Annotated in this window: 18 protein-coding genes; 6 read left to right on the forward strand and 12 right to left on the reverse strand. The window is 63.1% G+C overall.

Features of this window, described 5'->3' with window-relative positions; all coding sequences use genetic code 11:
- Nucleotides 1–120 precede the first annotated feature (120 nt).
- The 3 genes from FHG09_RS01900 (at nt 121) to FHG09_RS01910 (ending at nt 4,310) form a co-directional block, all read left to right on the forward strand.
- Nucleotides 121–999, forward strand: coding sequence for a LysR family transcriptional regulator (locus FHG09_RS01900; protein WP_152345999.1), 879 nt, complete (start codon nt 121–123; stop codon nt 997–999).
- A 106-nt stretch (nt 1,000–1,105) separates the two neighbouring features.
- The gene (gene kdgD, locus FHG09_RS01905) at nt 1,106–2,053 is read left to right on the forward strand and encodes a 5-dehydro-4-deoxyglucarate dehydratase (RefSeq protein WP_152346000.1); all 948 of its coding nucleotides are present in this window, start codon (nt 1,106–1,108) and stop codon (nt 2,051–2,053) included.
- Nucleotides 2,054–2,162: 109 nt separating this feature from the next.
- Nucleotides 2,163–4,310 carry an aldehyde dehydrogenase family protein gene (locus tag FHG09_RS01910; RefSeq protein WP_193627242.1) on the forward strand — a complete coding sequence of 716 codons (2,148 nt, stop codon included), beginning with the start codon at nt 2,163–2,165 and terminating at the stop codon, nt 4,308–4,310.
- 234 nt (nt 4,311–4,544) lie between these two features.
- Here the strand turns inward: FHG09_RS01910 and FHG09_RS01915 are convergent, their stop codons facing one another.
- The 8 genes from FHG09_RS01915 to FHG09_RS01950 form a co-directional block, all read right to left on the reverse strand.
- Nucleotides 4,545–6,194, reverse strand: coding sequence for a M24 family metallopeptidase (locus FHG09_RS01915; RefSeq protein ID WP_152346001.1), 1,650 nt, complete (start codon nt 6,192–6,194; stop codon nt 4,545–4,547).
- A gap of 119 nt (nt 6,195–6,313) precedes the next feature.
- The gene (locus tag FHG09_RS01920; protein ID WP_152346002.1) at nt 6,314–7,093 is read right to left on the reverse strand and encodes an ABC transporter ATP-binding protein; all 780 of its coding nucleotides are present in this window, start codon (nt 7,091–7,093) and stop codon (nt 6,314–6,316) included.
- Nucleotides 7,083–8,135: an ABC transporter substrate-binding protein gene (locus FHG09_RS01925; protein WP_152346003.1), complete on the reverse strand. Its 1,053-nt coding sequence runs from the start codon at nt 8,133–8,135 to the stop codon at nt 7,083–7,085. Before FHG09_RS01925 ends, FHG09_RS01920 begins: the two co-directional genes overlap by 11 nt.
- 11 nt (nt 8,136–8,146) lie before the next feature.
- On the reverse strand, nt 8,147–8,995 hold the full coding sequence (locus FHG09_RS01930; protein WP_152346004.1) for an ABC transporter permease: 849 nt from the start codon (nt 8,993–8,995) through the stop codon (nt 8,147–8,149).
- A 350-nt stretch (nt 8,996–9,345) separates the two neighbouring features.
- Nucleotides 9,346–10,104, reverse strand: a complete 759-nt coding sequence (locus tag FHG09_RS01935) for an HpcH/HpaI aldolase family protein (RefSeq protein WP_193627243.1) — start codon at nt 10,102–10,104, stop codon at nt 9,346–9,348.
- Nucleotides 10,105–10,267: 163 nt separating this feature from the next.
- A complete protein-coding gene (locus FHG09_RS01940) occupies nt 10,268–10,828 on the reverse strand; it encodes a dihydrofolate reductase family protein (protein ID WP_152346005.1) in 561 nt (186 codons plus the stop codon).
- 179 nt (nt 10,829–11,007) lie between these two features.
- The gene (locus FHG09_RS01945) at nt 11,008–12,609 is read right to left on the reverse strand and encodes a GMC family oxidoreductase (protein WP_152346260.1); all 1,602 of its coding nucleotides are present in this window, start codon (nt 12,607–12,609) and stop codon (nt 11,008–11,010) included.
- Nucleotides 12,609–13,184, reverse strand: a complete 576-nt coding sequence (locus tag FHG09_RS01950) for a hypothetical protein (RefSeq protein WP_152346006.1) — start codon at nt 13,182–13,184, stop codon at nt 12,609–12,611. The genes FHG09_RS01945 and FHG09_RS01950 overlap by 1 nt, the downstream gene beginning before the upstream one ends.
- 267 nt (nt 13,185–13,451) lie before the next feature.
- On the opposite strand from FHG09_RS01950, the gene FHG09_RS01955 reads away from it, so the two are divergent.
- The 3 genes from FHG09_RS01955 to FHG09_RS01965 all read left to right on the forward strand — a co-directional run bounded on the left by FHG09_RS01955 (nt 13,452) and on the right by FHG09_RS01965 (nt 15,597).
- Nucleotides 13,452–14,234 (forward strand): IclR family transcriptional regulator, encoded by a 783-nt coding sequence (locus FHG09_RS01955; RefSeq protein WP_193627244.1) that lies wholly within the window; start codon nt 13,452–13,454, stop codon nt 14,232–14,234.
- Between the two features lie 168 nt (nt 14,235–14,402).
- Nucleotides 14,403–15,188 (forward strand): SDR family NAD(P)-dependent oxidoreductase, encoded by a 786-nt coding sequence (locus tag FHG09_RS01960; protein ID WP_152346008.1) that lies wholly within the window; start codon nt 14,403–14,405, stop codon nt 15,186–15,188.
- Between the two features lie 79 nt (nt 15,189–15,267).
- Entirely contained in the window at nt 15,268–15,597 is a 330-nt protein-coding gene (locus tag FHG09_RS01965; RefSeq protein ID WP_152346009.1) for a putative quinol monooxygenase, read from the forward strand.
- Nucleotides 15,598–15,782: 185 nt separating this feature from the next.
- Here the strand turns inward: FHG09_RS01965 and FHG09_RS01970 are convergent, their stop codons facing one another.
- The 4 genes from FHG09_RS01970 to FHG09_RS01990 form a co-directional block, all read right to left on the reverse strand.
- Complete coding sequence (locus tag FHG09_RS01970) at nt 15,783–16,286, reverse strand: NADPH-dependent FMN reductase (RefSeq protein ID WP_152346010.1); 504 nt, start codon at nt 16,284–16,286, stop codon at nt 15,783–15,785.
- Between the two features lie 238 nt (nt 16,287–16,524).
- Nucleotides 16,525–17,466: a hypothetical protein gene (locus FHG09_RS19690; RefSeq protein ID WP_193627245.1), complete on the reverse strand. Its 942-nt coding sequence runs from the start codon at nt 17,464–17,466 to the stop codon at nt 16,525–16,527.
- 329 nt (nt 17,467–17,795) lie between these two features.
- Nucleotides 17,796–18,509 (reverse strand): helix-turn-helix domain-containing protein, encoded by a 714-nt coding sequence (locus FHG09_RS01985; protein ID WP_227492489.1) that lies wholly within the window; start codon nt 18,507–18,509, stop codon nt 17,796–17,798.
- Nucleotides 18,506–20,020 carry a tripartite tricarboxylate transporter permease gene (locus tag FHG09_RS01990; RefSeq protein ID WP_152346012.1) on the reverse strand — a complete coding sequence of 505 codons (1,515 nt, stop codon included), beginning with the start codon at nt 20,018–20,020 and terminating at the stop codon, nt 18,506–18,508. Before FHG09_RS01990 ends, FHG09_RS01985 begins: the two co-directional genes overlap by 4 nt.
- Between the last annotated feature and the right edge of the window lie 5 nt (nt 20,021–20,025).

The raw sequence follows: 20,025 nt of genomic DNA on the forward strand, positions 1-20,025 counted from the left end.
AGGTTGCTGGGCCGCCGTCGGGTAGTACGGAAGGGTGCCGACAACTGACATCGAGGCGCCGCGCGCCCGATACACTGCTGAACAGCACAGGCCGTGGCCCCAGAAGAAAATGAGCGAGCGATGCAGTTCACCTTGGCACAGATCACCGGATTCATCGCGGTGGCCGAAAACCTTCACTTCGGGCGCGCCGCTGAAGAACTGAATATGACTCAACCACCGCTGAGCCGGCAAATTCAGAAGCTGGAGAAAGCGATCGGTGTCCACCTTTTCGAACGCAACAATCGCACCGTCACACTGACGCCGGCAGGTGAGGCCTTCCTCTCTGAGGCATATGGGCTACTCGCCTCCGTCGAACGAGCTCCGCGTCGAGCACAGAAGATCGCCGAGGGCTCGTGGGGTCAGATCACCATCGGGTGCACCGCGGTATCGACGTTCGGCGTCCTAGGCGGTCTAGTCTCGACCCTGGCAGAACAGCTGCCGGGCATAAGCGTCGAGATCGCCGAGATGGTCACGGCAGAACAGATCAAGGCCCTGTCTGAGGGCAAGATCGACATCGGCCTGGGGCGGGTGGGTCGCATCCCCGAGACCATCGACGCTGCCCTAGTTCTATCCGAGCAGCTAGTTCTGGCCGTACCTTCGGACCATGCCTTCGCCGCACGTGACTCTGTGGGATCAAAGGAGATTTCCGGTCAGCGACTGCTCATGCACGATGCCACGAAGGCTCGATACTTCTACGATCTCACCGTTCGCTACATCGACGTCGAAGCCAACGAGGTAGCCCATTCGCTGAGCCAGATCCTGACCATCGTCAATCTCGTCGCTGCTGGTCGCGGCATCGCCGTCGTCTCAGAATCAGCCGCTCGCCTCGGCGTCGACGGTGTGACCTATGTGCCGCTTCACGACGCTCCACACGATGTCGTCGAACTTCATGCGATCTGGAGTCCGGAGTCCCGCAACCCGGCACTCAAGGAAGTCCTCACAGTAATTCGCAGAAGGTGAAGACAATACCTTCCGGGCATCAATGCATATATAAATAATCTTGGACAGGAATTATTCCTCGTTCTTACAGTGGGATCACTATCCCGACTAACAAGGACGTCATTCCGTGGCCAATTACCAACCTCAAGAACTCGCCGACCACCTCAAGGACGGCCTCCTTTCCTTCCCCGCGACAGCATTCAACGCAGACCTGTCCCTTGATGCCGACTCCTATTCCGATCACATCGCCTGGCAGTCGAGCTTCGACGTCGCAGGACTCTTCGCCGCTGGCGGAACCGGCGAGGGGTTCAGCCTCACTCCCCCGGAAGCGAAGCAGGTCGTGGGCTTGGCAGTTTCAAACTCACGTACTGAAGTGCCGGTCCTTGCTTCGGCAGGGGGCGCCACTGCACACGCTGTGCAGAATGCGATCGACGCCGAGGAAGCCGGAGCAGAGGGCCTTCTGGTCCTTCCTCCCTATCTCACTGAATGCAGCCAAGACGGCCTCTTCGAGCACGTATCCGCCATCTGCAAAGCAACGAAGATCGGCATCATCGTCTACAACCGCGGAAATGCGATCTACACACCCGAGACCGTTGAACGCCTCGCCGACACCCATGAGAATTTCATCGGCTTCAAGGATGCCCTCGGCGACATCGAGCAACTGACGAAGGTCTACGCTCGCACCGGCGACCGCCTCTTCTACCTCGGCGGGCTTCCGACCGCCGAAGTCTATGCGCTGCCACTGCTGCAGCTGGGAATGAGCACGTACTCATCCGCCATGTTCAACTTCGCACCCGAGTTCGCCCTCGACTTCTACGATGCGGTGCGCAAACAGGACCGCGCCACCGTGACAGAGAAGCTCAACTCCTTCGTCCTGCCCTATTCGAAGATCCGCGAACGAGTTGCCGGCTACGGCGTCTCAATCGTCAAGGGCGGCCTCAAAGTCATCGGCCGCGACTGTGGGCCGGTCCGGCCACCCTTGCAGAACCTCACCGAGGCAGACCTGCAGGATCTCGAACAAGTTATGTCCGCTGCCGGCATCCGACTCGACCGCACCGCGTCCGCGGTCGCCTGAACGGTCAGGACGCCACGAATCCGCGGCTGAGACAGCCACACCCACAGATCGGCGCCGATCGGCTTGAGCCGGTCGGCGCCGACATCGATATCAGGAATAGAGGTCACTCATGACGACGCAGCTCACTAACGCGACGACCGACTCGGACGTCGACACATCACTTTCCGGCACATCAATTGTCGCCGGTACGAAGACGCAGGGACAGGGGGAGACCAGCCGCGCAATCAATCCGGCGACGGGCGAGACCTTAGATCCCGAATACACGCTGCTCACCGAGGAGCAGGTATCCGCAGCCATCGCCGAGGCCCACGATGCCTTCCCTTCGTACCGCGGCACTTCGCCGGAGATCCGCGCAACCTTCCTCGAGAGCATCGCAGCCAACATCGAGTCCGATGCGCAGCGCATCGTCGACCGGGCCGCTCGGGAGACCGGCCTTCCAACGGGACGTCTGAACGGCGAGATCACCAGAACCTCCAATCAGCTGCGCCTGTTCGCATCGGTCGTCCGGCTCGGTGACGCCCACGGCGTGCGTATTGATCCCGCGCTCCCTGACCGCGCACCGCTGCCGCGCCCCGATATTCGTCAGCGCAAGGTGCCTCTGGGTCCCGTCGCTGTCTTCGGCGCGAGCAACTTTCCCCTCGCTTTCTCGACGGCAGGCGGTGACACCGCTTCGGCACTTGCTGCCGGATGCCCAGTCATCGTCAAAGCCCATAATGCCCATCCCGGGACCAACGAACTGGTCGGTGCCGCCATCACGCGCGCCGTTCGCGACAGCGGACTCCACCCGGGTGTCTTTTCACTCGTCTATGGGGCTGGCGCCGAGGTCGGGCAGCAGCTTGCCACGGATCGGCGAATCACGGCCGTAGGATTCACCGGTTCCAGGACGGCCGGACTGGCGTTGTCGGCCGCCGCTGCGGCTCGCCCCACACCGATCCCCGTCTATGCCGAGATGAGTTCAATCAATCCCGTGTTCGTCCTGCCGGGGGCCATTGCCGGTGACGTCACCGAGGTGGCCCAGGGCTTTTTCGGGGCAGTGACCGGTTCCTCCGGTCAGTTGTGCACCTCCCCTGGAATTCTCTTCGTTCCGAACGGCGACCGAGGAGATGCTCTGACGGCTCGCATCGCAGAGGAATTCAACTCGGCGAAAGGCCAAACGATGCTCACTCCCTCCATAGCCGCAGCCTGGCAGAGAGGAGTCGACCAGCTTTCAGCACAGCCGGAAGTCTCCTCTCTGGCACAGGGGCCAGATGGAGAGACGCTCAATGCGCCCGGACCCTGCGTGTTCACGACCTCGATCCAGAACTTCGCGTCGAACAGGGAGCTGCAGAATGAGATCTTCGGGTCCGCAGCACTCGTCGTGCGCTATGACTCGACCGATGAACTGGAGCCTGTCGTGGCAGAGCTCGAAGGACAGCTGACTGCGACACTGCAGATGGGCGAACAGGACACCGAGGTGGCAGACGAGCTGGTGCACGCGCTGGAAATCACCGTCGGTCGGATCATTGTCAACGGTTGGCCGACCGGGGTCGACGTCGGCCACGCGATGATCCACGGAGGACCGTTTCCGGCGACGTCAGCTCCGCAGACCACCTCGGTGGGTGCAACCGCGATCGACCGCTTCCTCCGCCCTGTCGCCTACCAGAACGTCCCTCAGGCCATCCTGCATCCGGTTCTCCAGGAAGCCAATCCTTGGGCAGTGGCCCGGGTGCTCGACGGTCGATACTCCGCGGCACAGCGTGGCGGCGCCTCAGATGCAACCTCCGCGGCCGCCTCGACGAATTCCTTCGCAGACGGCGTGCGTCACCGTCTCAACGCACTCGGGTTCGACCTTCCCGAAGCCAACCCTGCCAGCTACAGCTACGAGACGGTGACCGTCGCCGGCGAATTGGCCTTCGTGTCCGGGCAGATCGCCAAACAGGGCGGAGAAGTACCGGTCCAGGGAGTCGTCGGTGAAGATCTGAGCATAGAGGACGGAATTGCGGCAGCTCAGCTGTGCGCGGTGAATCTCATTGCTCAGTTGGAGACGAACCTCGGTCTCGACAATGTCGAGAGCATCGCCAAGCTCAACGTCTATGTGGCCAGTCCGGCTGCCTTCAGCAAGCACCCCATCGTCGCTGAAGGAGCCTCCAAACTCCTTATCGATGCTCTGGGAGACGCTGGTAGTCATGCACGCACTGCTCTGGGAGTTCCCCGCCTGCCGGCGAACTCACCGGTTGAGATCGAAGCAGTGATCAAGCTCAAGAGCCCAGGGGAATAACGCCCAGCTGATCAGCTGCGAAGCTGACAGCGCAAACGCAGAGCGGTCCGGTCGATGCAACGACCGGACCGCTTCTCATATCCCTGCGGACCCGAAGACCACTTCACCTCACACTTCTGTTGTCTTCAACCAACTCAACGGGGCGGACACTCCCTTGTGGGAATGTCCGCCCCGTTCAACCGGCAGGGGGCTGAGCGTCCTGCAGGAAACTCGCAGAAGTGGAGATGTCCTGCCTCAGCGCTTTGAGAGGATATAGGTCCGGTCCGCTCCGATGTACCAGAGATCCTCGGTGCCGATCGCCACATCACCGTACCGCCACGGGATCTCCGCGGCGCCGAAGGAACCGACGTCCAAGACATGCTTGTAGCCGGGGCGCAGCTCATTGGCGAATGACTCCTGCTTGCCCATGAGGTGCCCGACATTGCGCTTGCGGTATTCCGTATTGAAGTCCACCTCTTCCCCGAGCATACCGATCTCGATCATCCTTTCGAGGTGGGGCGTCAAATAGTCCAAGGTCCCCTCGTGGACGTCCTCGCACACAACTCCGGGGCGCAGCTGGCCGATGATTCCCTCACGGACCACGTCGAAGAAGAACTCATAGGCCAGTTTGGCGCCGGCGGTACGCGGAAGCGAGCGTGCCATGTCGGAAGTCGCCACAGTGATCCCGTCGAAGGTGATCCGCACACCGGCGTCGAGTTGGATGCACTTCGTGTCGTCGTTGATCGGGAAGTCGACGGGAGGCCCGGGGAACAGCATTCTGTTCGAGGAGTGCAGGTTGGTGAAGTAGGGTTCGATCGCGAAAGGAATCACGTTGTCGGTACGAAACTCGACGATCTTGTCCACGTAGCGCGCGTAGATGTCGAGCTCGGTGAGCTCAAGTCCCGCAGCCAAGGACTCCTCGGCCCACTTCAGAGCCTCTTCGATGGCGAAGACGCTGCACCTGGCAGCGACGATCTGGAACCCGAGGTCCTCGTGGTCACGAATGTCGCGCCAGTGGCCGAGAGCGGTGGACAGCTCGTTGAGAATGGCACCTTCTGCTTCGAGCTCGAGGGCCAGACCGGTTGTGATCCATTCTTCCTCGACACCGATTTGATTACCATGAGCCAACGCCACCGCTGCCGCACCGAATCCGGCGAAGCGGCCGATGGGAGTGCCGGACACGCCGTGTGCGGTCTCCGGGGCGAGAATATAGAGTTTCTCGTCCTGTGCGGACCAAACCGCCAGCTGATCTTCGTTCTGCTGAGTCCCGACGACCTCGCTGAAGTTCGGCGGGGCGGAGATGAGGACAGCATCGAGCCCGCTGTCCTTCGCCAGGGCCTGCAGCGCCGAATAGCGTGTATCGGTCTGCGACTGGATCTCTTTATCCAGTCCGTCAAGGTGTTCGACCTCAACGATGAGCCGCGTCGCCGTCTCGGCTCCGAGCTCACGCCAGCGGGAGAAACGGTCAAGAACCGCGGCGGTGTCGATCTCATAGGCGACGACCGGAGTCGCCGGCTGCTTGTCTGCGACGACATCGAGGCTCTTCGACAACGTCGAGTAGTGCTTCATGACGACATCGGAGTCGAGACCGACCTGGCCCCCTTCTGCGAGCTCCTCAACCAATGTCGAGAGTGATGCTGAGGCCGGTGTGTCGGCAACAATTCGAGGATCGATCGTCACCCAAGGTGCATAGAACCGCATCCGCTCCTTCGGCACCCCAGCGGACAGCGCGTTTCCCTGCTCCTGCTGGCGCACGAGCAGCACCTCGCCGGCAGTCGTGTCGGCGACGATCGATGCAACCAGGGGGCTCGAATCAAGGCGAATCGCCGAAAACAGAAGACTCTTCTGGGCATCTAGTCCGAAGGATTCTGCCAGACGCGTCTTATCTGTTGTCAGTTTGATCATTGCGTTTCCAACTCCATATCTTCCTTGAGACGTGCTCGCCTCGTGCGGTGTGAATTGCGTCGAAGGATCCCGGCCGGCCATCCATGTCGTACCTTCGTCGGGTCGAACGGTCGGACCACTCAGCTGATTCCGGCGGTGACTCCGATGTGGGATTCGATCTCCGCCACGTAGCTGGCGAAGTTCTCCGAGAACTTGTGCTCTTTCGCGCGGGGACGTTCGATGTCCACTTTGACGTCGGCGACGATCCGACCTGGGCGATCGCCGACGACAACGACCCGATCTGCCAGCCATACGGCTTCGGAGATGCTGTGGGTGACGAAGAGGACGCTGCAGCCCGTGCGACGCCAGATTCGCTGGATCTCGAAGTTCATCGAATCGCGCGTCATCGCGTCGAGTGCGCCGAAGGGCTCATCCATGAGGAGGATTTCCGGACGTGAAACCAACGCGCGGCAGATGGCGACACGCTGTTGCATCCCACCGCTGAGTTCGTAGGAGTACCGGGTCGCCTTCTCTCCGAGTCCGACCATGTGCAGCAGCTCCATGGCGTGATCCTTGGATTCCGGTGTGACGGCGTCACGAAATTCCAAGGGCAGGAGAACATTGTCGAGATTGTTCCGCCAGGGCAGGAGGACCGGGCTCTGGAACACCATTCCGATGTCCTTGAGAGCGGCGCTGATCTCGCGTCCGCGGATGAGGATCTCACCTTCAGAGGCTTCCTGCAGGCCGGAGATCGTGTTGAGCAGTGTGGTCTTTCCGCTGCCGGACTGGCCGACGATCGAGACGAACTCCCCCGGATTGACGTGAAAATCGAGCCCCTTGAGGACGACGTTCTCCTGCCCGTCTCGCGAGGTGTATGTCTTGCCGACGTTGTTGACTGAGATCGCATAGTCAGTGGTCATGGTCGTACTCCATTCGCTTTGTGGGGGCCGCAACGTCTTCGTCATGGCGAATCGGGTCGATGTAGTCGTTGGTATAGATGTCGTCGACAGTGAGGTCGGTCGAGTTCTCGAGACCGAGGAAGTCGGTGGCCACAGTCAGCATCTGCCCAACTCCGTCGTCAGTCATCACACCGAACTGGTCGTCTGACTTTCCGGTGGCCCAGTTCAATTCGCACTGCGACTTGAGCGCATAAGTTACGGTCTCCGGTTCGTACCCTTGGACTTCCTTCGTGAAGTCCTTTGCAGTCTGCTCCGGGTTGTCGCAGGCCCAGAGAAAGCCCTTCTGCATAGCGCGGTTGAATCGCTCAATCCTCTCGGGATCATTTTTCAGGGCCTCATCTGAGACAACGATGCCGTTGCCGTAGAGGTCGATGCCGACGTCAGACCATTTGAGGATGTTCGCCTTCTCGCCGAGCGCCATCAGAGCCGGCTCGTCGGAGACGTAGAGCGCGAGGTTCGCATCCCAACGATCGGCCAGCAGGCCCGGAATCTTCGATTCGCCAGTGGCGTGGACGACGTTGACATCATCCTGCTTGAGACCGCTGCGTTCGAGCGCGAGCGGCCACATCGCCGTCATGGCTCCGGCTCCTTCGGTGGCCACTGTCTTGCCTTTCATGTCCTCCCAGGTCTTGATGCCCGAACTTTCGAGAGCGATAGTCGCATACGCCGATCGGGCCTGGAGCAGGTTCACCTGCTTGACGTGAGCCCCCTTCCCCTGGCTGAGGATGGTGGCACCGAAATCGGCCCATCCGGCGTCGACTCTCCCGGTTTCAACGGAGGTCACGGTGTTCGTCGAACCGGACCCAGGCATCAGAGAGACATCGAACCCCTCTTCTTCGAAAAAGCCCTGAGCCTCTGCAGCGAAGAACGGTGCGTGCTTCGGCAGATAAGCGACGTCGACCATGAGATTGAAGTCGTCGAGTCCGTCCTTGGGTGTACACCCTGCCAGCGCGACGACTGACAGCAGGAGCGGCGCGACAAGCAGTTTCTTCAGGATGTGCATGGTTCCGCCTCTCACTTCGTGTAGTTCTTCCACGGCAGCAGCTTCTTTGAGATGAGGTCGATGATGAAAAAGAGAAGCAATGCGATGGCCGCGAGCACGATGAATGCGGCGAACATCGAGGGGAGGTCGACCTGTGAGTTCGCGAGAAGGATGACGTATCCGAGACCCTTGGACCCAGCGATGAACTCACCGACCACGGCGCCGCCGACGGCCAGCGAGATCGAGATCTTCGCACCTGTGAAGATCGAAGGGAGCGCATAGATGAAGTCGATCTTCATCATCTTCTTCAGTTTCGAGGCACGATTGATGCGCGCGAGGTCCTGCAGTTCGTGCGGCACGGAGTTGAGTCCGTCGAACGTGTTGATGACGAGTGGGAAGAATGCGATGGCCATTGCCACGAAGGCCTTCGACTCGAAGCCGAAGCCGAACCAGACGATGAACAGCGGTGCCAGTGCGACCTTCGGAATCGTATCGATGGCGATGAGCGCCGGGTAGAGGAAGGGGCGAAGGAAGGAAGCGTAATAGAGGAGCGCACCGCACAGAACGCCCAAGGCTGTGCCTAGGGCAAATCCTGCGAGACCTTCCTGCAGGGTGGTGAGAGCGTTGACGGCGAAGTAGCCCGGGTTCGTGAACAACTCCTCGAACGCTGAGATCGGGCCGACAAGAAGATACTTCGGGAAGTCGAAGATGAAAACAACGAACTCCCAGATCGCGAACAATCCGACGAGCCCGACGACAGCTTTGATTCCCGCGGTGAATGACTCAGGCTTGAGCCGAGATGCAGTCGGCGGAGCGGGCGGCAATGGGCCGGGCTCCACGGGTCGAACTGCATCGGTATCGATGCGTGGTGCTGTTGTCATCGGCGATCCCTCCGTTGGGTTCTGGTCCATGAGCAGGTGTGGCAGTGCATTTGTGACGTGGAACAACTGTTATGCGTTCCAGTATTCGCGACCCAACGATGCCTGTCCAAGATTGTTTTCGCATGTGTCGATACCCTGAGGGAATTGCATCTATGAATATGTGCAAGCAGGAAAACTCGTGAGTTGAATAGAGAAACGTCAGGATACTCGGCTTTCTCAAGAACACCCTGGCGCCCCATGGCAACGCCGCATACAAAGCGAACCCCCATCCCCTCCCCCAACTACCTGACGGCGGCCCAGCAACCTGGCGCCAGGTTGCTGGGCCGCCGTCGGGCAGCAATTGGGGAGGGTCAGGAGCGGGCGGTGGTCAGGTCCTCGCGGAAGGCGCGGCCTGCGGCGCCGAGGTCGCCGGCCGAGGTGATGAAGCGGAATCCCTGTTCCTTGCGCAGCCTGGCCTCCTCGCCGTCGCCGCAGTGGATTCCCGGGACCACCCCGGCGGCGTCGGCGGCCGTGCAGATCCGCACGAGCGCCTCGGCGTGGGCCTCATTCGGCTGCCCCGGCAGCGCGCCGACGGCGAACGCGAGATCGGCCGGACCGACGTAGACCCCGTCGATTCCCGGCACGGCGCAGATATCCTCGACCGCAGCCAGGCCCTCCTCGTTCTCGATCATGACGAACAGCAGCGGCCGCTCATCCCGAGTGTCCTGCACGGCGCCGTGCATGATCTCGGCTGTCGGTCCCCACGAACGATCCCCGCCCCGCGAGGGATAGTCGAGCGCGGCCACCGCGGCCTGTGCCTCATCGACCGAGGACACGAGCGGGACGATGATCGCCTCGACTCCGGCGTCGGCGAGCGCCCCGATCTCGGTGAATCGATTCGCCGCCACCCGCGCGGTCACGAGCGCATCCCCGCTGGCCCGCACGGCGTCCGTCAGCCGCAGCACATCGGTGGGCCGCACCAGCCCGTGCTGCAGATCGAGGCAGACATAGTCGAACCCGGCCGCCGACCCGGTCTTCGCCAGCTCCGGACTCGTCGACATCATCCACAGTCCGTTGAAGGTCTCCCCCGCGCGCAGGCGGGCCCGATGGTTCTCAATCGCAGCAGTCATGGAAGCATCGAATCACGGAACTGACAGCCGGCACCAGAGGTGCCCGATATTCGGATGGACCTCGCCGAGGCGACCCATCGTTGCGCACGAAGTGTCGATATCCTCGCCGAGGCGGCCCTGTCCGTGCGTACGCAGCGTCGGGCCGCCTCGGCGAGGGGAATCATCACTCAGTTGAGCTGTCTTCGAGGAGGGGACCGATCACCCGGTGACGCGCGATGACGAACGGGGCGCTGTGCCCGACGTCGATGAGCTCGAGGTCGAGTCGGCGCGGCAGCAGCGGGCGTCCCTTGCCGAGGACGACGGGAGCCGTGAAGGTGATGATCTCGTCGAGGAGCCCCTCGTCGGCGAACTGGCCGGCGAGGTCGCCGCCGCCCATCACCCACAGGTCACGGTCGCCTGTGGCGGTGCACATTTCGAAGTAGTGGTCGGAGACCGATCCCTTTGCGAATCGGATGTCGGGAGTCTTCCCGTCCTTCCCGGTTTCGGGCGGGGAGAGTCTGCGGTGGGTCATCACCCAGGCAGGAACCTCGTAGGGCCAGGGTCCGTCGAGGTTCCGCAGCACCCACTCGTACGTCGTCGCACCCATGACCATCGCTCCGACACCGTCGATGAACCCGTCATCCGGCGGTTCTCCGGTCTGGCGCAGCAGCCATTCGAGCGAGTCATTCGGGTCGGCGATGAACCCGTCGAGCGTGGTCGCGGTGTAGTAGACGGTGCGTGGCACGGGCAGTCTCCTCCTGAGTCGGTCTCTCTTTCATCCTATTGCGCCGAAAGGACCTGCTGGCCGATCAGTGGGCAGTTTTGTGCCGGGATGAGTTTCCCCAGCAGCTCGATGAACCTGCAGCAGCTCGGCCCATGGACCAAGCTGCTGCAGGTTCACCAAGCTGAAGACCGACCGCGTCCTCAGACCTCCCCGGTCCGCAGCGCCTCGGCGATGTAGTCGGCCTGCCGGATCGCCAGTGCCACGATCGTCAGTGTCGGGTTCGCCGCGGCACCGGAGGTGAAGACCGAGCCGTCTGAGATGAAGAGGTTCTTCACGTCGTGGGTCCGGCCCCACTTGTCGACGACCCCGTCCTCGGGCCGTTCGCTCATCCGCGCGGTGCCGAGGTTGTGCGTCGACGGGTACGGCGGAGTGTGATGCGAAGTCGTCGCCCCGACCGCCTCGTAGACTCTCTGCCCTGCGGCGTAGGCGTGTTCGCGCATCGCCAGATCATTGGCGTGGTCGTCGTAGTGGACGTTGGGCACGGGCAGACCGTTCGTGTCCTTGACTGTCGTATTCAGCGTCACCCGGTTCGACTCCTGCGGCATGTCCTCGCCGACGATCCACATTCCTGCGGTGTTGAGGTACCGGTCGAGCAGGGCCGCGAAGTCCGGTCCCCATCCGCCGGGTTCGACGAAGGAGGCCATGAAAGCCGGCCCCAACGAGATCGTCTCCATGTAGTAGCCGCCGGAGAACCCGCGGTCGGAATCATGGATCGACTCGTCGGCGATGACTCCGGCCATCGTCTCTCCCCTGTACATCCGCACGGGTTTGTCGAAGTGTCCCCACACCGTGCCGGTCAGGTGGCGCATATAGTTCCGCCCCACATGACCCGAGGAGTTCGCCATCCCGTCGGGGAAGGACGGTGTGCCGGAGAGGAGGAGCAGCCTCGGCGTCTCGATCGAGTTGCCGGCCACGCACACGATCTTCGCCGCCTGACGGTGGAGGTTGCCGTCCTTGTCGAGGTAGAGCACGGCGTCGGCACGACCGTCGGCGTCGTGGGTGATCTGCACGGCCTGCGATTCCGGGCGCAGGTCGAGCAGTCCCGTGTCGGCGGCCCTGGGCAGCTCTCTGACCAGGGTCGACCATTTGGACTTGTTCTTATCTCCTTGGAAGTTGAAGCCGTCCTGGATGGAGGCGGGTCGGCCGTCGTACTCTTCGGCGTTCGTGGCATACGGACCGGTGGCGTAGAACTTGTAGCCGACCTCCTTCGCCCCTCCGGCGAAGACCTTGTAGTTGTTGTTCGCCGGCAGCGGCGGGCGGCCGTGGACATGCGTCGAGCCCATCGCCTTCTCCGCGCGGTCATAGTAGGGGGCCATCTCCTCGAGGGTGATCGGCCAGTCGAGGAGGTTGGCTCCGTCGATGCGGCCATAGACGCTGCGGGCCTTGAACTCGTGTTCCTTGAAGCGTGGGGTCGCGCCCGACCAGTGGGTCGTCGTTCCGCCCACGGCCTTGACGATCCAGGCCGGCAGGTTCGGGAAGTCGCGGGCGATCCGCCAGGAACCCGTCGTGGTCCTCGGGTCGAGCCAGGCCATCTGGTTGAAGGCCTCCCACTCGTTGTTGACGTAGTCCTCGTTGCGCAGATACGGCCCTGCCTCGAGGACGACGACGGGGATGCCCTTCGCGGTGAGCTCGTAGGCCAGTGTTCCGCCGCCGGCACCGGAGCCGACGATGACGACAGCCTCCTCGTCCGGGTCGACGCTGTATCCGGTCACGCTGCGACCCGCGTTCTGGTTCTGTGCCATCATTTCTTCACCTCACCCATCTCGACGCTCTGAGGCGCGGGCTGATTGGTCGAATCGTCACCTGCGGCACTGCCGCTGCGGACACCCTTGGCCCCGGCGCCGAGCTCGGGCAGCGGCTCGTCTTCGGGGTAGACGATCCGCGGTTCGGGCAGCCAATCGAGATCGGCGAAACCGCGGTTGATGTAGCCGCCCTTGTCGAACGACGGCCCTTCGTAGCCGAGCCTCTCCCACACCTCGGCGTCGTCGTAGAGGTTGAGCACGGCGGTGCGGCGGACGAAGCCGAAGAATTCGGTGGACTCGACCCGGCGCAGCACCTTGAGAGCGGAATCGTCGTCGAGTCCGCAGAAGTCACCGTCGGCGAGCTGGTCGAGGGAGAGCAGCCCTTGGATGAGTGCCACCCGGAACCAGGTCTCCTCATCGGCGGCGACGAGGATCGTGTCCGCGGTGCGCTCATAGGGACCGTCGGGGAAGTCTGCGTGCGGAAACGCCACACGCAATACGCGGATGAGGGTCTGCTTCGCCTCATCGGTCATCTCCATCGCATTCAGCGATGGGTACTTTGCAGGGAATGCCATCGGATGCTCCTTTGCTCCACTCCGGGCGGCGGCATCGACGCACGCCCGCCACTGACCTGACACGAGCAACCTATGTGATCCGCAGCACCATGGACTATCCTCATTCTCACCAGATGAAAAAGTCGATCGCCGAGGCGGCTCCCCCGTCCCGCATCCGTGACCGTTCCCGTCCGGCCGGACCTGACAGTCCCAGCCGGGGCAGTCCCAACCCGGCCGGGTCCGGCTCGGGCGTTCACCGCCGGAGCGATCGCACAGACAGGAGACCGCGTGTCCAACAGTGCCGTGATCCAACGAACCTTCGCCGTTTTAGAAGCCGTCGCAGCATCGGGCTGTGCAGCCGCGAAGACCGTGGCCGCCCGCCTCGAGATCCCTCTGCCCACCGTCTATCGGCTCCTCAACGAACTCGCCGATTCCGGGTATCTCGTCTATCTCAAAGACTCCAAACGCTTCGAGCTCGGCCCCAAATGCTTCGAACTCGGGCTGTCGTTCCAGCAGCGCCTCGTCGCTCCGCATCCGATCCGCCAGATCACCGATCAGCTCCACCGGGCGCTGGGCACCGCCGCCTATTTCGCGATCTACCGCGGCTCGGACATCATCCTCACCTACTGCTCTGACTGCGAGAAACACCCGCGACTGCGGCCTCTGCGCTTCGGTTTCCACGAGGCGGCGCACGCCACCGCGTTCGGCAAGATCCTCTTGGCCGGAATGCCCGAACCTCAGCGCACCGACTACCTCGAGGCGCGCGGAATGAAAGTGCTCACCCCGCAGACGATGATCAGTCGGGAAGCCCTCAACCCTCACCTCGCCGAGGTGGCCACCCGCGGAATCGCGTGGGAGCACGAGGAGTTCCTGCCCCGCCAGACCTGCGCGGCCGTGCCGGTGCGCAATGGCACGGGGATGCAGGTCGGGGCGATGGCGATGAGCACTCCCTCGTCGAAGATGGCGGGGCGGATGAAGGAGATCGAATCCACCCTGCGTGAGCATGCGGGCCTGGCGTCGAGCTACCTGCGCGGAGGTTCGGTCACCGTCCCCGTCGCCGAGCACGCCTGAGCCTCGCACTCCCCGAGCTCGACCACGTCTGAGTCGCGCGCTCTCCGAACTCGACCACGCCTGAGGCGCAGCCGCTTTATCGCCACATGAGAAGACCCGTGTCCTCCCGCCGCCGACTCTGCAGAGAATGATCGTGCTCGCTCACAGTCGAGAACTCAAGGAGGAGAAATGGGCACGAACAACAGCGTCGCAGTCGTGACGGGATCCGCACGGGGAATCGGACAGGGCATCGCCCAGAGGCTCGGAGCCGATGGCCACCATGTCATCGTCGCCGACCTGCCGAGCATGCAGGACGGGGTGACAGCGACCGTCGAGGCGATCGAAAGTGCAGGTGGGAAGGCTACCGGCACCAAGGTCGACGTCACGGACGAGGATTCGCTGAGCCGCCTCGTCGAGGTTGCCGTCGACGCGGGAGGCAAACTCGACGTCTTCGTTGCGAACGCCGGGATCGCACAGGTGGAGCCCCTCATCGACTACTCGAAGGCCGATTTCGAGAAGATCGTCGACGTCAACCTCACCGGCGTCTTCCTGTCCTATCAGGCCGCGGCGAAGCAGATGATCGAGCAGGGCAACGGCGGCAAGATCATCGGCGCCGCCTCGATCGTCGCCTTCCGCCCCTTCGCACTGCTGTCGCCGTACTCGGCGACGAAATGGGCGGTGCGCGGGCTGACGCAGGGAGCCGCGATGGAGTGGGCCAAGCACGGCATCACCGTCAACGCCTACGGGCCCGGAATCGTCGGCACCGCGATGTGGGATCTCATCGATGAGAAGCTCGCCGCCGAGGAGGGACTGGCCAAGGGTGAGGCGATCAGGAAATACGCCGGTGACATCCTCATGGGCCGGGTGTCCGTCCCCGAGGACGTGGCCAATCTCGTGTCGTTCCTCGCCGGCGAGGACTCCGATTACGTCACCGGACAGACCATGCTCGTCGACGGCGGCATGCAGTTCTCGTAACGTCGTCGCTGAGGACGAAACCGCCAACGTCACCCACATTTCCACACAAGAGATCACCCACAGAGAGAAGGAAGAAGACATGATCTTCATCGTCGTGAAGTTCCCCGTCAAACCCGAAATGGCCGAACAGTGGCCCGAGCTGACCCGTGAATTCACCGAGGCGACCCGCGCCGAACCGGGCAACAAATGGTTCGACTGGTCGCGCAGCCTCGATGACCCGAACGAGTACGTCCTCGTCGAAGCCTTCGACGACGATGCCGCCGAGGCGCACGTGAAGTCCGACCATTTCCAGGCCGCGACCGCCGCGGGCGGTCCCATGCACTCCGCGCTGGCCGCGACCCCGAAGATCATCTCCCGGCAGATCGACGGAGACGGCTGGGACGCCATGGGCGAGCTGCAGATCGACTGACCCCTCCCCGAGGAGGCCCTCCCTCTCAACGAAACGCCCCCCCTCAGGCGGCGCGGGTCCGCTGATGCGTTCAGCGGGCCCGCGCTCTGCGTTCCCGCAACCTGCCGGCCCACCAGCTTGGTGAACCTGCAGCAGCTTGGCCCCTGGACCGAGCTGCTGCAGTTTCACCAAGCTGAAGAGTGTCCTCAGCCGTGCTGCGGCAGGTACGCCTTCTGGCTCTCGACCCATTCGTCGAGCACACTCGAGCGGTCGTCGAACTTCGCTGTCGGGAACGCCAGACCCTTCGTCGGCACGCTGGCCCCGAGTTCGACGAGCAGCGGTCGCAGTGTCGTTTCCACCGCGAGGGTGTGCGCCGGGGACCCGATGGTGAAGACGGGGATCGCAGTCAGCCCGTGCAGACCGTCCGCATCGTACCGGTCGAGGAAGGCTTTGAGCAGTCCGGTGTAGCTGGCCTTGTAGGTCGGAGTGGCGATGACGGCGAAGTCGGCAGTGGCCAGACGTTCGGTGAGCTTGTCGAGGCGGTCGGACTTCCATTCGAAGATCTCATCAGTCACCTCGGCGAGCTCGATCGTTTCGTCGATCTCGGATCCGGTGACTTCGGCGATCTTAGCTGCGAGGTCTTCGGCCACTTGGCGGGTTCGCGATTTGGGGCTCGGGTTGCCGACGACGACGGCGATGCGTGTGGTCATAGGGGATCCTCCCGTTGTGCGGTGTACGCGATTGTCCGGGTCGTTGCACCCGGGTACCCACACTAGAAGAGGCCGGCCGCAGCGAAACCGTCACCGTTCATCTAGCGTCATCGCGGCGATGCCCGTGGTCCCACACTGCGTTCCCCGATTCAGCGGGAACAGATTGTTGGTTTCAAGGTCGGGAATCTACAGTCTGCTCCCGCGAAATCGGATTCGCTCGGCACCGGCGGACCATCTGCTATCTGCCACCGCCGCCGGCTCTCCGCTCGAGGTGGTACCGAATCTTCCGCTCGAGCAGCGCCCTGCTCATCTGGCTGGTCACCCTCAGCACCTCCCAGCCTTCGTGCCGCAGCGCCTCGTCCCTGGCGATGTCACTGGCCCATTGCATTTTGGACAGCAGATGGTGCTCACCGTCGTACTCGAGCGCCAACCTCGCGTGCGGATAGCCCAAGTCCGGCTCGACTGTGCGATTGATCAGCCGGCAGTAGACCCGTGGATGGACCACCGGCTCCGGCAGTCCACGGCTCATTGCCCACAGCCGAAGATCCGTCTCCTGCGGCGAATCGACGTCCTCACGAATCAATGACAGCGCTGCTCCGACCCGAACACGCTGGCGCAGGTACTTCCGCTGCGCGATCTTCGTCCTCAGGAACTCGAGGCTGCACAGCGGCGGTCCGTGCCACCCGCCGACGATCGAGTCACCGAGCACAACGAGTTCGTCACGTGTCAGCTCGGCACTCAGATCGAGAAAGACGCCGACGGGTGAGTGCATCGGCAGCTCAAGCCAATACCCGGCTTCCTCACGAGAGTGACGTCGTACGCTCATGCCCTTCCGTGCCACCTTCCGACCCGAATCGAACGTGACCAGGTGCAGGTGATCGTCGACCAGCCTGTGCGGCAGAGGCAAGCCGAACAGTCGAGCTGCCGAGGCGCCTCCTGCGGCGATCCTGGGAACGACCATCGTCACCGCCCTGAGCCGGAGGCTCTCCTCCATCCAGGTCTCCTCAGCCCAGCTGGGAGTCGGGTGCTCGACACGTCTCACCTCATCTCGGTGGATGCCGGCCGTGACAGCGCTGAAGCGCGGATCGTATCTCAGATGGTGCTGGCTGATTCCCCTTTCCTCGGCTTCTCCGGTTCTGAAGAGCGACGGATAGCTGCGATGCTCGATGCGGAGGTCCATGACCAACAAGAGTGTCGGATACGCCTCGGTCCGCAAGGCACCAGTTGCCACCCTGTGGACGCAGCTGATGTCTCCACAGGGTGTCCGCGCGCGAGTCCGATTCCATCCACAACCACTCGACACACGAGTGGCCCCATATGCCCTTCCTCGCCAGAACCACGTCGCTGGCCGGGCCCTGCGGAGTTTCGCGGGAAAGAAAAGTAGAAATCCCGAGCCGAAATCTACATTCTTCTCCCGCCGATTCCCATGCTCAGACCGACGAAGCATGCTCGGCCCACAGGCGCCGGTGCACGAGTGAGCAGCCGCCATCTCGGGCCGGCTCGCAGCCCCTACTCCCCCGCCTGCTTGCGTGCGCCGAGGGCCAAACGGGCGATATCGCGCAGCACTTCGAGCTCCTCGCTGCCGTCGAGCAGCGCCCGCAGTTCGATGGCTGCCCGGCTGAGCAGGCTGCGATAGGCGCCGGCGACGTTGTCCGGCTCCCGGGTCAGCGGATAGGACACACAGAGGGCGAACACGACCGCGCCGACCGTGAACGCCACACTCGCCGAGGCGGTGCCGGCCACACGTGCCTGCTTCGTCGCGTAGAACTCCGCCGGGTTGCCCGGCCCGCACAGCGCCAGGGCCGCCGAGCCGCCGTCGACGAGTGAGAGCACTGTCCCGACTCCGCGAGAGACGCGCAGCTCATGATCGGCTTCGACATTGCGCACGCACACGCGGTCCTCACCCACTCGGACCCACAGCTGCACGGATTCCCCGGTCATCGACCGCAGATGCTCGAGCACTGAATTGGTCGTGGCGATGTTGCGCCGTCCGGGGAAGGGCCCTAACCGCAGCAGTCCCGAGGAATCGCGGACGATGAACTTGTGCGCCCGCAGGTCTGTCAGCAGCCGGTACGTCGTCGACTTCGAATAGCCGAGCCGGCGGCACACCTCCGCAGCCGTCATCGGCGAGTCCTGGAGACACGCGAGGATGGCCGCACTGCGGTCGATGACACCGATCTCCGGCAGTGGATTGTCAGCACGAGCCTTCATACTGCCGTTCACGACACCGCCACATCGGCGAGCAGCTTCCGCCGGGATACCCACCACCGGAAGATGATGGGCCCGATGATGCCCAGGACCATGAGGATGATGATCGACAGCGACACCGGCCTGGTGACCAGAGGCGCGAACGATCCGCCGGAGATCTGCAGCATGCGCCGGAAGTTGTCCTCGAGCAGCGGCACGAGCACGAGTGCCAGGATCGCCGGAGCCAGCGGGATCCCTCCCTTCTCCATGAGGTAGCCGATGACTCCGAAGATGCCGAGCATCATCAGCCCGAACAGGCTGAATTCGATGGCATAGGCGCCGATGACCACAAGCACGAGGATCGACGAGAAGAGGATCTCCTTGGGCATCTTCAACAGCTTCACGAAGACCCCGACCAGCGGCAGGTTGAGGATGATGAGAGCGATGTTGCCGATGTACATGCTCGCGATGATCGTCCAGATCAGACCGGTGTCGTCCCGGAAGATCAGCGGCCCCGGCTGCAGACCGTACATCGTGAACACGAAGAGCAGCAGCGCCGTCGTCGCCGAACCCGGGATGCCGAGGCTGAACAGCGGGATCATGGCTCCGCCGACGCCGGCGTTGTTCGCCGCCTCCGGACCGGCCACTCCTTCGATGGCGCCGTGGCCGAATTCGTCCTTCCGCTTCGAGATCCGCTTCTCCATGATGTAGGACATGAACGAGGCCAGGGAGGGGCCGACGCCTGGCAGGATGCCGATGATGAATCCGACCACCGAGCCGCGGGCCCACGGTCCGGCCGACCGCTGCCAGTCCTGCTTCGTCATCCATCTGTCGTCACCGAAGCTCTGGATCACATCCTTCGCCCCGCGTCCGAGCGCCAGGTTGCGGATCGCCTCGGGGATGGCGAAGAGCGCCATTGCGAAGATCGTGAAGTCGATCCCGTCGGAGAGCAGATCGACACCGAACGTCTGCCTGGGCAGTCCGGTCTGGAAGTCGAGACCGATGAGCCCCACGGCCAGGCCGATGAAGATCGACACGAGCGCCTTGGCCCGCGAACCCGCCGACATCGTCGACGCGAGCAGCAGGGCAGTGGCCATGAGCATGAAGTATTCGGTGGCACCGAAGACGTTCGCAAGCTTGACGAGGACGGGTGAGAGGAACGTCAGTCCGATGATCGCCAGGGTGCCCGCGAGGAACGATCCGATCGCCGCGGTCGCCAGAGCCGCCTTGCCCCGACCTCGGCGGGCCATCTCGTAGCCCTCGATCGCTGTCACCGCGCTGGCCACCTCACCAGGGGTTTTGATGAGCGTGGCGGTGATCGAACCGCCGTACATCGACCCGTAGTAGATTCCGCACAGCAGGATGAGGCCGTGGACCGGCTCCATGCCGAAGGAGACCGGGATGAGGATCGCGATCGCCGAAATCGGTCCGATTCCCGGCAGCACGCCGACGACGGTGCCCAACAGCACGCCGAGGAGGGCGAAGGCGAGGCTGACCGGCTCCAGCGCCGAGGCGAAGCCGCCTCCCAGATCGATGAGAGTGTCCATGTCCG

Source organism: Brevibacterium sp. CFH 10365 (assembly GCF_009299785.1).
GTDB classification, from domain to species: domain Bacteria; phylum Actinomycetota; class Actinomycetes; order Actinomycetales; family Brevibacteriaceae; genus Brevibacterium; species Brevibacterium limosum.

Coding starts and splice junctions, on each gene's coding strand:
- FHG09_RS01910 (WP_193627242.1), top strand. CDS start 2,163: ATGACGACGCAGCTCACTAACGCGACGACCGACTCGGACGTCGACACA.
- FHG09_RS01925 (WP_152346003.1), bottom strand. CDS start 8,135: ATGCACATCCTGAAGAAACTGCTTGTCGCGCCGCTCCTGCTGTCAGTC.
- FHG09_RS01920 (WP_152346002.1), bottom strand. CDS start 7,093: ATGACCACTGACTATGCGATCTCAGTCAACAACGTCGGCAAGACATAC.
- FHG09_RS01965 (WP_152346009.1), top strand. CDS start 15,268: ATGATCTTCATCGTCGTGAAGTTCCCCGTCAAACCCGAAATGGCCGAA.
- FHG09_RS01970 (WP_152346010.1), bottom strand. CDS start 16,286: ATGACCACACGCATCGCCGTCGTCGTCGGCAACCCGAGCCCCAAATCG.
- FHG09_RS01960 (WP_152346008.1), top strand. CDS start 14,403: ATGGGCACGAACAACAGCGTCGCAGTCGTGACGGGATCCGCACGGGGA.
- FHG09_RS01930 (WP_152346004.1), bottom strand. CDS start 8,995: ATGACAACAGCACCACGCATCGATACCGATGCAGTTCGACCCGTGGAG.
- FHG09_RS19690 (WP_193627245.1), bottom strand. CDS start 17,466: ATGGACCTCCGCATCGAGCATCGCAGCTATCCGTCGCTCTTCAGAACC.
- FHG09_RS01990 (WP_152346012.1), bottom strand. CDS start 20,020: ATGGACACTCTCATCGATCTGGGAGGCGGCTTCGCCTCGGCGCTGGAG.
- FHG09_RS01945 (WP_152346260.1), bottom strand. CDS start 12,609: ATGGCACAGAACCAGAACGCGGGTCGCAGCGTGACCGGATACAGCGTC.
- FHG09_RS01915 (WP_152346001.1), bottom strand. CDS start 6,194: ATGATCAAACTGACAACAGATAAGACGCGTCTGGCAGAATCCTTCGGA.
- FHG09_RS01935 (WP_193627243.1), bottom strand. CDS start 10,104: ATGACTGCTGCGATTGAGAACCATCGGGCCCGCCTGCGCGCGGGGGAG.
- FHG09_RS01950 (WP_152346006.1), bottom strand. CDS start 13,184: ATGGCATTCCCTGCAAAGTACCCATCGCTGAATGCGATGGAGATGACC.
- FHG09_RS01900 (WP_152345999.1), top strand. CDS start 121: ATGCAGTTCACCTTGGCACAGATCACCGGATTCATCGCGGTGGCCGAA.